This is a genomic window from Variovorax sp. LjRoot84 (assembly GCF_964254305.1).
Classification (GTDB): Bacteria; Pseudomonadota; Gammaproteobacteria; order Burkholderiales; family Burkholderiaceae_C; genus Variovorax.
Map to the genome: position 1 here is coordinate 249,925 of NZ_CAXUTE020000001.1, position 15,135 is coordinate 265,059.

At 67.9% G+C, this 15,135-nt stretch carries 12 protein-coding genes; 6 read left to right on the top strand and 6 right to left on the bottom strand.

All coding sequences use genetic code 11. The features are described from left to right. Positions 1–6: 6 nt before the first annotated feature. Positions 7–1,554, top strand: a complete 1,548-nt coding sequence (locus tag ACSQ9I_RS01320; RefSeq protein ID WP_436312034.1) for an alkaline phosphatase D family protein — start codon at positions 7–9, stop codon at positions 1,552–1,554. A gap of 6 nt (positions 1,555–1,560) precedes the next feature. Here ACSQ9I_RS01320 and ACSQ9I_RS01325 read toward each other — a convergent pair whose 3' ends face one another. Beyond that, positions 1,561–2,373 carry a metallophosphoesterase gene (locus ACSQ9I_RS01325; RefSeq protein WP_436312035.1) on the bottom strand — a complete coding sequence of 271 codons (813 nt, stop codon included), beginning with the start codon at positions 2,371–2,373 and terminating at the stop codon, positions 1,561–1,563. 125 nt (positions 2,374–2,498) lie between these two features. Between ACSQ9I_RS01325 and ACSQ9I_RS01330 the strand changes: the two genes are divergently transcribed. Then, positions 2,499–2,672 (top strand): hypothetical protein, encoded by a 174-nt coding sequence (locus tag ACSQ9I_RS01330; RefSeq protein ID WP_436302420.1) that lies wholly within the window; start codon positions 2,499–2,501, stop codon positions 2,670–2,672. Here the strand turns inward: ACSQ9I_RS01330 and ACSQ9I_RS01335 are convergent. Beyond that, positions 2,655–3,623: a LysR family transcriptional regulator gene (locus ACSQ9I_RS01335; protein WP_093104397.1), complete on the bottom strand. Its 969-nt coding sequence runs from the start codon at positions 3,621–3,623 to the stop codon at positions 2,655–2,657. The genes ACSQ9I_RS01330 and ACSQ9I_RS01335 overlap by 18 nt on opposite strands. Positions 3,624–3,732: 109 nt before the next feature. On the opposite strand from ACSQ9I_RS01335, the gene ACSQ9I_RS01340 reads away from it, so the two are divergent. Beyond that, the gene (locus ACSQ9I_RS01340) at positions 3,733–4,251 is read left to right on the top strand and encodes a hypothetical protein (protein ID WP_436312036.1); all 519 of its coding nucleotides are present in this window, start codon (positions 3,733–3,735) and stop codon (positions 4,249–4,251) included. A gap of 61 nt (positions 4,252–4,312) precedes the next feature. Here ACSQ9I_RS01340 and ACSQ9I_RS01345 read toward each other — a convergent pair whose 3' ends face one another. The 3 genes from ACSQ9I_RS01345 to ACSQ9I_RS01355 form a co-directional block, all read right to left on the bottom strand. Continuing rightward, a complete protein-coding gene (locus ACSQ9I_RS01345; protein ID WP_436312037.1) occupies positions 4,313–6,163 on the bottom strand; it encodes a phosphoenolpyruvate carboxykinase (GTP) in 1,851 nt (616 codons plus the stop codon). 181 nt (positions 6,164–6,344) lie between these two features. Beyond that, positions 6,345–6,497 (bottom strand): hypothetical protein, encoded by a 153-nt coding sequence (locus tag ACSQ9I_RS01350; protein ID WP_170855540.1) that lies wholly within the window; start codon positions 6,495–6,497, stop codon positions 6,345–6,347. Positions 6,498–6,577: 80 nt separating this feature from the next. Beyond that, on the bottom strand, positions 6,578–7,777 hold the full coding sequence (locus ACSQ9I_RS01355; protein WP_170855539.1) for a threonine ammonia-lyase: 1,200 nt from the start codon (positions 7,775–7,777) through the stop codon (positions 6,578–6,580). 121 nt (positions 7,778–7,898) lie between these two features. Between ACSQ9I_RS01355 and ACSQ9I_RS01360 the strand changes: the two genes are divergently transcribed. Continuing rightward, positions 7,899–10,220, top strand: a complete 2,322-nt coding sequence (locus ACSQ9I_RS01360; RefSeq protein WP_436312038.1) for an ATP-binding protein — start codon at positions 7,899–7,901, stop codon at positions 10,218–10,220. 52 nt (positions 10,221–10,272) lie between these two features. Beyond that, on the top strand, positions 10,273–11,820 hold the full coding sequence (locus ACSQ9I_RS01365; RefSeq protein WP_436312039.1) for a S41 family peptidase: 1,548 nt from the start codon (positions 10,273–10,275) through the stop codon (positions 11,818–11,820). Here ACSQ9I_RS01365 and ACSQ9I_RS01370 read toward each other — a convergent pair. Continuing rightward, positions 11,817–13,784 carry a RecQ family ATP-dependent DNA helicase gene (locus ACSQ9I_RS01370; protein WP_436312040.1) on the bottom strand — a complete coding sequence of 656 codons (1,968 nt, stop codon included), beginning with the start codon at positions 13,782–13,784 and terminating at the stop codon, positions 11,817–11,819. The two genes, ACSQ9I_RS01365 and ACSQ9I_RS01370, sit on opposite strands and share 4 nt — an antisense overlap. 377 nt (positions 13,785–14,161) lie before the next feature. Between ACSQ9I_RS01370 and ACSQ9I_RS01375 the strand changes: the two genes are divergently transcribed. Then, positions 14,162–15,127: an ABC transporter substrate-binding protein gene (locus ACSQ9I_RS01375; RefSeq protein ID WP_436312041.1), complete on the top strand. Its 966-nt coding sequence runs from the start codon at positions 14,162–14,164 to the stop codon at positions 15,125–15,127. Positions 15,128–15,135: the final 8 nt, after the last annotated feature.

A 15,135-nucleotide genomic window follows, 5' to 3' on the forward strand; every position in this document is an offset into this window, starting at 1 on the left:
AGTGCCATGAATCTCAGCCGTCGAGACCTCAACCGTGCCGCCCTGTGGCTTGCGCTCGCCGGCTGCGCTGCACCGCTGGCCGCCTGCGCGCAGGCCGCGCCGCGCTGGCGCTCGAACCCCTTCACGCTCGGGGTCGCGAGCGGCCAGCCGCGGCCGGACAGCGTCGTGCTCTGGACCCGGCTGATGCCGGATGCCGAAGATGAATCGGCCCGCAATGCCATGCCGGCCTGCACCGTGCGCTACGAGATCTACGGCGACGCCGCGCTGCAACGCCTGGTCATGCAAGGCGAGATCGTGACCGATGCCTCGCGCGCCTTCAGCGTGCACGTCCACGCGCAGGGCCTGGCGCCGCAGCGCGACTACTGGTATCGCTTCAGCTGCGGCGACGCGCAAAGCCCGGTGGGCCGCACGCGCACCGCGCCGGCGCCGGATGCGGATGTGCGGCGGCTGCGCTTCGCGCTCGCCTCCTGCCAGAACTACGAGCATGGCTTCTATGCCGCGCACCGCGAGATCGCCGGGCGCGAGCTGGACTTCGTGCTCTTCGTCGGCGACTACATCTACGAGGGCAGCAGCACGGCCCCCGAAATGCGCCGGCACGGCGCGCCCATACCGCACACGCTGGAGGCCTACCGCGAGCGCCATGCGCTCTACAAGCGCGATGCGGACCTGCAGGCGGCGCATGCCGCGCATCCGTGGATCCTGACCTGGGACGATCACGAGGTGGTCAACGACTATGCCGGCGACCGCGACCCGGCCTATACCGAGCCCGCGCTTTTCCTGGCCCGCCGCGCCGCGGCCTACCGGGCCTATTTCGAGCACATGCCGCTCGTGCTGCCGCCGCAGGGCGCGGCGATGCGCATCCACGACCGCTATGCCTGGGGCCGGTTGGCCGAGCTCTGGACGCTGGACTGCCGCCAGTACCGCAGCCAGCATGCCTGCGCCGATCCGGCCCGTGATTCCGGCCGCGGGGTGATCGGCTGCGCGGAGCTCGCGGACCCGGCGCGCACCATGCTCGGCGCCGAGCAGTCGCAATGGTTCGCGCAGGGCCTGGCCGGTTCGAGGCGGCAGTGGAAGCTGTTCGGCCAATCCACCCAGATGAGCCCCACTGGCCTCGAGACGCCGCAGGGCCGCCAGACCTGGACCGACGGCTGGGACGGCTATCCCGAAGCGCGCCGGCGCCTGTTTCAGGGCGTCGCCGACGCCGGCGTCAAGGATGTGGTGGCGCTGGGCGGCGACGTGCACCGCTACGTCGCCGCAAATCTGCGCGTGCAGCCGAACGATCCCGGCTCGCCGGTGGTCGCGAGCGAATTCGTGGGCGGTTCGATCAGCTCGCGCGGCGCGAGCCAGGCTGCGATGGCACGCATGCGGCGCGACAACCCGGACGTCGTGCATGCCCGCGGCGACGAGCGAGGCTATGCGCTGATGGAGCTCACGCCCGAGGCGATGCAGTGCGAATTCCGCGCGACCGCGTATCCGGTGGCGTCCGATGCGAGCTTCCACACGCAGGCGCGCTTTGCGGTCGAGGCCGGTCGGGCCGGGGTGCTGCCGGCCTAGTTTCTTTCAGCGACGCGGCACTTCGATCAGCAAATCGGGCCTGAAGCCCTCCTGTTCGCCCTTGCCCATGTACCCCAGCGGGTTCGCGACCACGCGGCAGCCGTTCTTCACGTAGTCAAAGGCATGGTGAAGATGCCCGTGCAGCCAGAAGTCGGCGCTCGGCAGCAGTTCATCGAGCGAATTGCAGAAACCTGCCGTTCCCGGACTCAGGCCGTATCGCGGATCGGCGCTCGCCAGCGTGGGTGCAAAGTGCGTGATCGCCACGGTGGGGCCGTCGAAGGGTTGGGCGAGCGCGTTGCGCAGCCACGCTTGGCACGTCAGTGAGTGCTCTCTCAGTGCGTCTGCCAGGAAGATCTCGCCCGAGCGCAAGGTGGCGGCTTTCTCGAGGTAGAAGTTCGCCGCGCGCATCGCCTTGCCGCGTTTCCTGAGCGCCTCGGTCATGGTGTCGGCCGGTTCGACCAGCGCATCGAAGTCGGCCCACAGCGTGGTGCCGATGAAGCGCACGCCCTCGATGACGCGGCTTTCGCGTTCCAGCCACAGGATGTCCAGCGCTTCGCAGAGCTCACGCAGGCGGGCATGAACCGTGTCGAAATCGGCGTTGTCGTATTCGTGATTGCCCGGAACGTAGAGCACTGGCATCGGCCAGCCATGGCGAGGCGAGAAGCGGGTCAGCCCGAAATCGGGCTCGATGATGCGTGATCCTGGCTGATAGGAGCCGATATCGCCCGCGAGCACCAGCAGATCGGCGCCCGGCGCCGGTGTAATCTGGAGCTGGGGATGCACTTCCAGGTGCAGGTCCGAGAGCAGCTGAAGCTTCATGGCGCGCCAGTCTAGGCGAATATCCTCATGCGTAACGCGCATGAGAAGGGACTGGAAATACTGGGGAAAACCCTTAATCTTGGTTCCATCACCACTCCAACGCCGGCTTCGGGCCGTGCACCATCATGTTCAGCCTTGTTGCCCAAGTGGCACGTTTCTTCCGTTTCGAAACCATCGAAGTCCCCGCCAGCCCGGCCGCCGCGCTGATGGAAAGCGCCGACCACAGCGCCGGCATCGACGCCCATCACGCCCAGGAACTGCGCGCCGCCGCCAGCGCCTGGCTAAGCGTCGTCCGCTGAGCCTGCAAAGGCCGCCTCGGCGGAGCGCAGCAGCGCCTGCCGCAGCCATTCGTGCGCATGGCCGTGCTGCGCCCGCCGGTGCCAGATCGCATCGACGTGCACCAGCGGTTGCTGGAAGGGCAGTTCGCGCAGGACCAGCTGCTCGTCGATGCCCGTGACCTTGACGAAATGGCGCGGCAGGACCGTCAGCAGATTCGAGTTGGCGACCACCCGTCCGGCAGTAAAAAACTGGTTGACCGTGACCACGATGCGCCGCTCGCGTCCCAGCGCGCCCAGCGTCTGGTCAATGAAGCCGTAGGGTCGGCCGGAGAAGCTCACCAGCAGGTGGCGCGCGGCGCAGAAGCTGTCGAGCGTCAGGGGCGCCCGCGCCAGCGGATGGCCGCGCCGCATCACGCAGACATATTCGCCGACGTAGAGCCGCTGCGTCTCGAAAGGCACCGCGGCATCGGACTGGCCGCGTGCCGCCAGGCTGGCGATCACGGCCGGGAAGTAGCCGATCGCCATGTCCACTTCTTCGTTCTCCAGCATGCGCCGGGGATCGCGGGTGGTCAGCGGCAGCACGCGCAGCGAGACGGCGGGCGCTTCTTTTTCGACGATCTGCACCAGGCCGGGGATCAGTTCGGCGGCCGTGGCGTCGGCCATGGCCAGCAGGAAGGTGGTGTCGGCAATGCCGGCATCGAATTCGCCCGGCGCCAGCGTGTGCTGCAGCTGCCGCAGAGCGTCGCGCACGGTCGGCCACAGCGCCAGCGCGCGCGGCGTGGGCTCCACGCCGCTGCCCGAACGGCGCACCAGCTCGTCGCCGAGCGTCTCGCGCAGGCGGCGCAGCGCATTGCTGACGGCCGGCTGGGTGATCGAGAGATTGCGCGCCGCGCGTGTGAGGTTGCGCTCCGCCATCACCTCGTCGAAGACGCGGAGCAGGTTGAGGTCGAGCGTGCGGAAGTTGACGTCCATCAGTCATGTGAATGATAGGCATCACGAAGATAAAGTGGTGGAACATTAGGGAAACTACTAATATCACCCCATCGGCTTCGGCCTTTTGTCCTTTTGGAGGGACTTCATCATGACCAGCTTTGTTCACGTAGACCAACCGGCCACTCACCCGGGCGTCGCCCGCGCCGAGGCCGTGATCGACCACATTCGCGTCGCACGCCGCAGCTTCGACGGTGCCCGCGGCCTGGCAGCGCTGCTGCTGGCCGCCATCGTCGCGTCCCTGCTCGTGGTGGCGGACAAGCTCATGTCGACCTGGAACGACGGCGGCCTGCTCGTCGCCTGGCTCGTGCTCTGGGGCGTGGCGTTCGCCGCCATCGCGTTCTTCGCCGGTACCGCACGCAGCCTGGCCGTCCGTGCCCTGTCTGCCATGCGCGCCGCAGCTCGCCGCCGTGCCGCGGCCCGCGCCGACGAGCAGTTCATGGCCTATGCGAAGCTCGATCCGCGCATTCTTCGCGACCTGCAGGCGATCGCTTCGCGCCAGGAAGCGGACACGGTCGAAGAGCCGGTGCTCGCCAAGCGCTCCGCCGATGCCGCGACGCCGACGCTCTACCAGGCGATGCGCCGCGTGAACCTCGGCCAGCACTACTGATCTTCTTTAACCTGAGAAAAAGCCGCCCTCGGGCGGCTTTTTCTTTGGGCGAGCGCAGCGATCAGGCTGCCAGGCGCTGCTCGATGGCGGCCTTGGTAGCCGACAGCTCCTTCGGCAGGTGGTGCGCCAGCTGCTGGAACAGCTCGGCATGCAGCTTCAGCTCGGCCTGCCAGGCGGCCTTGTCGATGTGGGTGACGGTGTCGAACTGCTCGGCGCTGAAGTCCAGGCCGGTCCAGTTGAGATCCTCGTAGCGCGGGCTGACGCCGAACACATGCTCGGTGCCCTCGGCCTTGTGCTCGATGCGGTCGATCATCCACTTCAGGACGCGCATGTTCTCGCCGTAGCCGGGCCAGACGAACTTGCCGTCCTCGCCCTTGCGGAACCAGTTGGTGGTGTAGATCTTCGGCAGCTGCGCGCCCAGGGCTTCGAGCTTCTTGCCGAGGTCCAGCCAGTGCTGGAAGTAGTCGCTCATGTTGTAGCCGGCGAAGGGCAGCATCGCGAACGGATCGCGCCGCACCACGCCCTGTTTGCCGCCGGCCGCGGCGGTGGTTTCCGAACCCATCGTGGCAGCCATGTAGACGCCTTCGACCCAGTTGCGGGCCTCGGTCACGAGCGGCACGGTGGTGGAGCGCCGGCCGCCGAAGATGAAGGCGTCGATCGCCACGCCCTTCGGGTCGTCCCAGGCGTCGTCGAGCGCCGGGTTGTTGATTGCCGCGACCGTGAAGCGGGCGTTCGGATGCGCGGCCTTGGCGCCGGTCTCCTTCGCGATGGCCGGCGTCCAGTCATTGCCCTGCCAGTCGATGGCATGCGCCGGGGCTTCCTCGGTCATGCCTTCCCACCAGACGTCACCGTCGTCGGTCAGCGCCACGTTGGTGAAGATCACGTCGCGGTCCAGGCTGGCCATGCAGTTCGGGTTGGTCTGGATGTTGGTGCCGGGCGCGACGCCGAAATAGCCCGCCTCGGGGTTGATCGCGTGCAGCTTGCCGTCGGCGCCCGGCTTGATCCAGGCGATGTCATCGCCGATGGTCGTGACCTTCCAGCCTTCGAAGCCGGCCGGCGGGATCAGCATCGCGAAGTTGGTCTTGCCACAGGCGCTGGGGAAGGCAGCGGCCACGTGGTACTTCTTGCCCTCGGGGTTGGTCACGCCGAGGATCAGCATGTGCTCCGCGAGCCAGCCTTCGTCGCGGCCCATGTTCGAGGCGATGCGCAGCGCGAAGCACTTCTTGCCCAGGAGCGCGTTGCCGCCATAACCCGAGCCATAGCTCCAGATCTCGCGCGTGGCGGGGTAGTGGACGATGTACTTGGTCTTGTTGCAGGGCCAGGCCACGTCCTTCTCACCGGGCTCCAGCGGCGCGCCCACCGTGTGCACGCAGGGCACGAATTCGCCGTCGGCGCCGAGCACGTCGTACACGGCACGGCCCATGCGGGTCATGATCTTCATGTTGACCGCCACGTAGGGGCTGTCGGACAGCTCGATGCCGACGTGCGCGATCGGCGAGCCCAGCGGTCCCATGCTGAAGGGCACGACGTACATCGTGCGGCCTTTCATGCAACCGTCGAACAGCGGTTGCAGGGTGGCACGCATTTCCGCCGGCGCCATCCAGTTGTTGGTGGGACCGGCGTCTTCCTTCTTCTCGGAGCAGATGAAGGTGCGGTCTTCGACGCGGGCGACATCGCTCGGATCGGAACTCGCGAGGAAGGAGTTGGGGCGCTTGGCGGGGTTGAGCTTCTTGAAGGTGCCGGCGTCGACCAGGCGCTGGCAGAGCCGGTCGTACTCTTCGGTGCTGCCGTCGCACCAGTGAATGGCCTCGGGTTTGCACAGCGCGGCCATGTCGGCCACCCAGGCGATCAGCTTCGCATTCCTGACATACGAGGGCGCCTGTACGGTCAAACCCTTGAGAGGTGCGTTCATCAATGTGTCTCCTAAGTTGAAAAATCGTCTTTCCGAACGGGGCTCGGTGCCTGGAACAGGCGAGGTCCGTTGGAAAAAACGTTTCCCGTCTCGGGAGGCGAGGATCGATGCGGCCGGGTGGGCTCGTGCATCCTCGGTGGGCGGGGCGGCACTCGGTGTCCGCCGGCGCCACAGCCGGATGTCAGGCCATGTAGACGGCGATGGATGCCAAAAGCAGCATCAGCACGCCGCCGGCCACCGGTAGGACAAGGGGCATCAGATGAACGATCGATTCGACGGCGTCGTTCTCGACGACGGCGTCTTGGCCGGGTTCGACAGGCGTTGGGTTGGACATCGTTGTTCCTTGGGTTCGCAAAACTGAGGCCATTTTACCGACTGGCCTGCGGATGGCCATCTAGGGGCTTGCCAGAGCTTTCAGCGCTGCTCGGCCGCTTCGAAACCGGCATCCCGCAACGCGTCGAGCACCGCCGACAGGTGGGGGCGCCCGCGGGTCTGCAGCACCAGTTCGATCTCGACGTTCTGCGCCGCCAGCATGGTGAAGGCGCGCTGGTGATGCACCTCATCGACGTTGGCGCCCGCTTCCGCCACAGTGGCCGTGATCTGGGCCAGGGAGCCGGGCACGTCGCGCGCGCTGACGCGCACGCGCGCGAGCCGGCCGGCCCGGACCATGCCGCGCTCGATGATCGCGGCCAGCAGCAGCGGGTCGATGTTGCCGCCCGAGAGCACCAGCCCGACCCGCTTGCCCTTGAAGCGCTCCGGATGCCGGATCAGCGCTGCCAGCCCGGCGGCACCGGCGCCTTCGACCAGCGTCTTCTCGATTTCGAGCAGCATCAGCACGGCCTGCTCGATGTCGCCCTCGTCGACCAACAGCAGGTCGTCGACCTGGGAGGCGATGATCTCGCGCGTCAGCACGCCGGGCGTGCCCACGGCGATGCCCTCGGCGATGGTGCTCGTGCCCTGGACGTGCTGCGTACCCTGAACCGCGTTGACCATCGCCGGAAAGCGCCGGGTCTGGACGCCGACGATCTCGATCCCCGGCTTGCGCGCCCGTGCCGCCAGCGCCATGCCGGCGATCAGGCCGCCGCCGCCGACCGAGACCACCAGCGTGTCGAGATCGGGCACCGCATCGAGCATCTCGAGCGCCACCGTGCCTTGCCCGGCAATGATCGCTTCGTCGTCGTAAGGATGGACGAAGGCCAGGCCTTCGCGCTCCGCGAGCGCCAGCGCGTGGGCGCGCGCCGCGTCCAGGGTGTCGCCGTGCAGTTCGATCTCGGCGCCGAAGCCGCGCGTGCGCTCGATCTTCACGCCCGGCGTGAAGCGCGGCATCACGATCAGCGCCCGGAGGCCGAGGCGCTGCGCGTGATAGGCCACGCCCTGGGCATGGTTGCCGGCCGACATGGCGATCACGCCATGGGTGCCGGCCAGGGACAGGTCGACCAGCTTGTTGCAGGCGCCGCGTTCCTTGAACGACGACGTGAACTGCAGGTTCTCGAATTTGAGGAACACCTGCGCGCCGACGATTTCGGAAAGAGTGCGCGATTCCACGCAGGGCGTATTGAGCACTTGCCCGCGCAGGCGCACGGCGGCGCGTTCGATGTCTTCGATTCCAAGCATGGGCGGCATTGTGGCCGGATTCGCAACATCAGGGTTTTTACCGTTCCCGAGTCTTCCCCAAGCCAAAACTCTGCGCTATGGTCGCGCTCAGGTTCTCATTCTCCTAGCGTGAGGTTGTTCGATGGTCAAGCGTTCCGGGGTCGACGTGGTAGCGGCTGCTTCGCGCGGGCACGCATTGCCGTCGCCCGGGCTCAAGGAAGCGCCCGTGCTCGAGCTCATGTGCTCGCATTTCGTGCTCACGCTGGCGGCCAAGCAGGGCCCGCGCTTCAACGTGCGGCGCGATCTCAACGGCCTTCTTTCGCTCACCGGCCGGCACCTGGTGTGGCCGGCGCCGGTGCTCTTGCGCCTGCGCGAGTTCCTGGGGCGCCGCTGCGCGGGCAATGAGATCTGGAAGGGCGTCGAGAACTTCGACGGCCGCACGCTGCTGGAGCGCCACGGTGTCTGGCGCGGCCCTTATGAAGAAGGCACGCTGTTCTTCTACCTCGACGAATACGCCAAGGACCAGCCGAAGGACCTGCTCTCGGTGCTCTCGGTCACGCGCGACTGGCTCACGCATGCGCTGCGCAAGCAGTCGACCCTGGTCGAGAAGAACATCGACGCGCTCGCCGGCCTGCTGCAGCTCAACAAGGCCGAGCGCGCGCTGCTGCTCTACGGCACGCTGGCGCGCTACCAGCGCGACCTGCGCTCGCTGCTGGTCGAGTTCAAGGTCAACAACGCGCCCGAGGCCTACGCCGCGATCGCCGAGGTGGCCGGCGTCAATGCCAGCGATGTGGGCGAAGCGCTGCGCGCGGGCTCGCGGCTCGAGCGCATCGGCCTGGTCGAGAACCTGATCTCCGAGCACAACATCACCGACCTGGCCGACCTGATGAAGGTCAGCGAGAAGCTGCCGCCGGTGCTGATGCGCGAATACCGCGACCACAACGAGCTGATGGCCGTGTTCACGCGGCCGTCCGCGAAGAGCGCGCTGTCGGTGCAGGACTTCGCCTTCGTCCAGGACGACGCGCAGATGCTGGTCACCTTGCTGTGCGCCGCGGTGGCGCGCAAGGAGGCCGGCGTCAACGTACTGCTCTACGGCCCGCCCGGCACCGGCAAGACCGAGCTGGCCAAGGTGGTCGCGCAGGCCGCGGGGCTCGAGCTTTTCGAGGTCGAGTACGCCGATCGCGACGGCAACTCGCTGTCGGGCCGCGACCGTTACCGTTCGCTGCAGATCGCACAGGTCTTTCTCAAGGGCAGCGCGCAGGCGGCGCTCTTGTTCGACGAGGTCGAAGACGTGTTCCCGCCGATCAGCACCGAGGCCGCCCAGCTCATGGCGCGCGCCGAGCAGGTGCCCGCCCCGGCCAGCGGCAGCGTGAGCGGCAAGGCCTGGGTCAACCAGATCCTCGAATCGAATGCGGTGCCCACGCTGTGGGTGACCAACCGCATCGAGCAGATCGATCCGGCCTTCCGGCGCCGCTTCGCCTACCACCTCGAGCTCAAGTCGCCGCCGCCCGGCGCGCGCGAGCAGCTGGTTCGCAAGACGCTCGAAGGCGTTTCGGTGTCCGAGGCCTTCACCGCCAAGCTGGCCGGCCGCAAGGGCCTGACGCCGGCGCAGATCCGCACGGCGGTGCGCTTCGCCGGCCTGGCCATGACCGAAGGCGCGTCGGTCGAAAGCCTGATCGAGCGGCAGCTGCGCAATGCCGATCTCGCCCTGGGCACGCCCGACGCCCTCGGCGCGCGCCGCAGCGTGACCACCTACGACCTCGGCATGCTCAACGTCGAGACCCGCTTCGAGATCCCACGCATCGTCGAGGCGCTCAAGGCGCGCGGCCACGGCACGCTGTGCTTCTACGGCGCGCCCGGCACCGGCAAGACCGCGCTGGCCGAACACATCGCCAAGACCATCGGCCGCCCGCTGATCATTCGGCAGGCGAGCGACCTGATGAGCAAGTACGTCGGCGAGACCGAGCAGAACATGGCGGCCATGTTCAAGGAAGCCGAAGCCGAGAAGGCGATCCTGTTGCTCGATGAGGCCGACAGTTTTCTGCAGGACCGCCGCGGCGCGCAGCGCACCTACGAAGTGACCGAGGTCAACGAGATGCTGCAGGGCATGGAGCGCTTCGACGGCATCTTCGTCTGCACCACCAACCTGCTCGACCGCATCGACCAGGCGGCGCTGCGCCGCTTCACCTTCAAGATCAAGTTCATGCCGCTGACCGGCGAGCAGCGCGAGCGCATGTTCGTCACCGAGGCGCTGGGCGGCGACGCGAGCCGCATGACGAGCGAGATCACGCGGCGGCTGGCCCGCCTCCCGCAGCTTTGTCCGGGCGATTTCGCGGCCGTGAAACGCCAGACGGATATTCTTGCGGTCGAGTTTTCGGCCGCCGAGTTTCTCGATCAGCTCGATGCCGAGCACCGGATCAAGCCCGAAGTGCGCGAATCGCGCGGCATCGGCTTCGTCCAATAAGCAAGACCAACGCAATAGCCGCGCCGGGCACCGGCGCGCGAGGGAGAGCTTCATGAGGGTTGTACTGCCCATGCGCGCAGCGCTGGCCATGCTCGTGGCCGCGGCCGCGCTCACGGCCTGCGGAGGCGGCGGCGGTGGGGGCGGCGGTGGATTGCCGCTGGCCATGGCGCCGACGCCCGCGGCTTCCGGCGACGAGCCCATCGTCGCGTCCTCCAGCGTCGCCGGCCAGTGCGCGGCTCCGCGCACCGGCGTCGACCCCGACACCGGCGCCGCCTTCCCGGATCAGCTCGGCACCCTCGCCGCCGAGAAGCGCTGGGTGCGCGGATGGATCGACGAAACCTACCTCTGGTTCGACGAGGTGCCGACCACGCTGGCCGCCGGCGACTACGCCACGCCGATTACCTACTTCAACGTGCTCAAGACGCCCAAGCTCACGGCGGCCGGCCGCGCCAAGGACCGCTTCCATTTCACGCAGGACACTGCCGCCTACCGCGCCTTGTCGCAGAACGGCGTCGGCGTGGGCTATGGCGCCGAGCTGGCTTTTCTGAGCGCCTCGCCGCCGCGCGACGTGCGCGTGGCCTACACCGAGCCCGGTTCGCCCGCGGCGCAAGCCGCAATCGTGCGCGGCACGCGGCTCATCGAAATCGATGGCGTCGATCTGGTGAGCGGCACCGACACCGCCACGCTCAATGCCGGGCTCGCGCCGGCGCGCGAAGGCGAGGCGCACAACTTCAAGCTGCGGGCGCCCGACGGCAGCGAGCGCACGTTGACGCTGACCGCGGCGCGCATCACGCGTACACCGGTGCTGAACGTGAAGACCATCGACACGGCGAGCGGCCCGGTCGGCTACCTGCTCTTCAACGACCACCTCGCAACGGCCGAAGCGCCGCTGGTCGCGGCCGTGAATCAGCTCAAGAGCGCCGGCATCGCCGACCTGGTGATCGACATGCGCTACAACGGCGGCGGCTTGCTCGACATCGCCAGCGAGCTGGCTTCCATGGTCAGCTCGGGCGCAGCGACCACCGGCGCCGTGTTCGAGCGCCTGCAGTTCAACAACAAGAACCCCTTCAACCTGGCGCCTTCGCAGGCCACCCTGCCTTTCCACGCGACTTCGCGCGGCTTCTCGGTGCCGGCGGGCCAGGCCTTGCCGCGGCTGGGCCTGTCGCGCGTCACCGTGCTGGCGGGCCCCGACACCTGCTCCGCCAGCGAATCGGTGGTCAACAGCCTGCGCGGCATCGGCGTCACCGTGAACCTGGTCGGCGGCGGCACCTGCGGCAAGCCCTACGGCTTCTTCCCGCAGGACAACTGCGGCACCACCTACTTCGCGATCCAGTTCCAGGGCGTGAACCAGCAGGGCTTCGGCGACTACAGCGACGGCTTCGCGCCCGCCTGCGTGGTCGCCGACGATTTCGGCCATGCGCTCGGCGATCCGGCGGAGGCGCGGCTCGCGGCCGCGCTGGCGCTGCGCAGCGGCGGCGCCTGTCCTGCGCCGGTTTCATCGAACAAGGAAGAGATGGCGCTGCGCAAGGCCGAGGCGGCCGGCCAGCCCTACCTGGTGCGCTCGCCGGCGCGTGAAAGCCGGCTGCTGGCGCGGCCCTAGAACGCCGCGCAGACCCGCAGCACGTCCGACCCGTAGGCCTCGAGCTTCTTGCTGCCAATCCCGCTGAGGCCCTGCAGGTCTTCGAGCGTGGCCGGTGCGCGCTCGGCGATGGCGGCGAGCGTGGCGTCGTGGAAGATCACGTAGGCCGGCAGGTTGTGCTCGCGCGCCACCTCGGCGCGCCAGGCCTTGAGCGCTGCGAAGCGTGCCTGGCCGGTCGCATCGAGCGTGGCCGCGGCCGGCGAAGGCGCGCCGCGCGCGGTTTTCTCGCGCCGCGGCTTGCGCTCGGCCGGCGATGACACCGACTCGCGCAGCAGCACCTGCGTCTCGCCCTTGAGCACGGCGCGCGAGCCCTCGGTGAGCTGCAGCGTGTTGTAGGCCTGCGCATCGACGGCCAGCGCGCCGGTCGCGATCAGCTGGCGCAGCACGCCGCGCAGCTGCGCCTCGCTGAACTCGCTGCCGATGCCGAAGGTGCTGAGCGAGCCATGGCCGAACTGCGTGACCTTCTCGGTCGTCTTGCCGCGCAGGATGTCCATGATGTGGCCGGCGCCGAAGCTGATGCCGCTTTGCTGCTGCACGCGGTAGATGGTGGACAGCAGCTTGCGCGCCGCATCCGTGCCGTCCCACACCTGCGGCGGGTTCAAGCAGTTGTCGCAATTCCCGCATGTGGCCCCCACGCTCGGCACTTCGTGTCCTCGCTGCCCCCCGAAGGGGCCGCGGCCGCCTTGGGGCGGCCCGGCGTCGGCCGAGGCGCGCTGGTAGCTCTCCCCGAAATAGCCGAGCAGCCGCACGCGCCGGCAATCGCTGGCCTCGGCCAGCGAGAGCAGCGCATCGAGCTTGCCGCGCATCACCTGCTTGAACTCCTCGCCGGCCGGACTCTCGTCGATCATGCGGCGCTGATTCACCACGTCCTGCAGGCCGTAGGCCATCCAGGCGTCGGCTGCTGCGCCGTCGCGGCCGGCGCGGCCGGTCTCCTGGTAGTAGCCCTCGATGTTCTTCGGCATGTCGAGGTGGGCGACGAAACGCACGTCGGGCTTGTCGATGCCCATGCCGAAGGCAATGGTCGCGACCATCACGATGCCTTCGTCGCGAAGGAACTGGTCCTGGTGCTTCTGGCGCACGGCGGCATCCAGGCCCGCGTGGTAGGGCAGGGCGTTGGTGCCCGCATCGCGCAGCGTCTGGGCCACGTCTTCCACGCGCTTTCTCGACTGGCAATAGACCACGCCTGCATCGCCTTCGTGCTCGCGCTCGATGAAGCGCAGCAACTGCGTGGTCGCGTCCTTCTTCTCGACGATGGTGTAGCGGATGTTGGGCCGGTCGAAGCTGGAGACGAACTGGCGCGCCTCCTCGAGCTGCAGCCGCTCGACGATGTCGGCGCGCGTCAGCGCATCGGCCGTGGCGGTGAGCGCGATGCGCGGCACGCCGGGATAGCGCTCGTGCAGCACCGTCAGCGCGCGGTACTCGGGCCGGAAGTCGTGGCCCCACTGGCTCACGCAATGCGCCTCGTCGATCGCGAACAGCGAGAGCTTGCCGCGCTCCTGCAGCGAATCGAGCTGCGAGAGAAAGCGCGGCGTCGTCACGCGCTCGGGCGCCGCGTAGAGCAGCGTGATCTCGCCGCGCAGCATGCGGCGCTCCACGTCCTGCGTCTGATCCCAGTCGAGCGTGGAGTTGAGAAAGGCCGCGTCGACGCCGGCTTCGTGCAGCGCACCGACCTGGTCGTGCATCAGCGCGATCAGCGGCGACACCACCACCGTCACGCCGCGGCCTGCGCGCTGCCGCGCAATGGCCGGGATCTGGTAGCACAGCGACTTGCCGCCGCCCGTGGGCATCAGCACCAGCGCATCGCCGCCGGCCACCGCGTGGTCGACGATCGCCTGCTGCGGGCCGCGGAACTGCGCGTAGCCGAAGACCTCGTGGAGGATCTGTTCCGGCGCGGCGTCAAGTGAATCGGAAGCCAGGGTGGACAAGGGATTGCTGTATTTCTAGGGGCGCCCCGAGGGCCGGGGCTGCATGCGGGGAAACGGACGCGCGCACCTCCCGTGCGCGCGATGGCGATTGTCCACGAAGCGAGGGCGGGCAGCGAGCGGCTTTCCGGCTGGCATGGCGCTTGCGAACAAGGGCGCTATTCGCTGCTGCGCTATCCTGTCTAGACAGCTTTTGGTGCATGAAACCGATTCCGCGCACTGGGAGCGGGCAAAGCCAGGCTTGATCGGGGCCGCAATCCCGGGTTAACCTGTATATACAGGTGCATCGCAGCGAATGAAACTCGGCCCCTTGCCGGCAAACCGTCCCTGCGGACGCTTGCAGCGAGCCGAATTTTTTCAAATGCAACAGGAGAACCTTGATGGTCAAGACGGTCGGAAAAATCGCCTCGCTGCTGGCGGCGGGCGTGTGTGTCGCTGGCATGGCGGCGAACGCCCACGCGCAGGAAACCAAGATCGCCCTCGGCATGTCCGGCTGGACCGGCTTCGCGCCGCTCACGCTGGCTGACAAGGCCGGCATCTTCAAGAAGAACGGGCTGGACGTCGAGATCAAGATGATCCCGCAGAAGGACCGCCATCTGGCGCTCGCCTCGGGCGCGATCCAGTGCGCGGCCACGACGGTCGAGACCCATGTGGCCTGGAACGCCAACGGCGTGCCGATCGTGCAGATCTTCCAGATGGACAAGTCCTATGGCGCCGACGGCCTGGCCGTGCGCAACGACGTCAAGAGCTTCGCCGACCTCAAGGGCAAGGCCATCGGCGTCAGCGCGCCGGGCACCGCGCCGTACTTCGGCCTGGCCTGGATGCTCAACAAGAACGGCATGACGATGAAGGACGTCAAGCTGGTCTCGCTCGAGCCGCAGCCCGCTGCGCAGGCCTTCGTGGCCGGCCAGAACGATGCCGCGATGACCTACGAGCCCTACCTCTCAACCGTGCGCGCCAACCCTGCGGCCGGCAAGATCCTCGCCACCACGCTCGACTACCCGATGGTGATGGACACGGTGGGCTGCGCGCCGACCTGGCTCAAGGCCAACGCCAAGGCAGCCCAGGCTCTGACCAACTCGTACTTCGAAGCCATCGAGATGATCAAGGCCGACCCGGCCAAGTCGAACGAGATCATGGGCGCGGCCGTCAAGCAGACCGGCGAGCAGTTCGCCAAGTCCTCGGCCTATCTGCGCTGGTCGGACAAGGCGGCCAACCAGAAGTTCTTCGCCAGCGAGATCACGCCCTTCATGAAGGACGCCCAAGCCATCCTGCTGGAGGCCGGCGTGATCCGCAAGGCGCCCGAGGATCTCTCGGTCACCTTCGACACCAGCTTCATCAAGTAAGAGCGAGC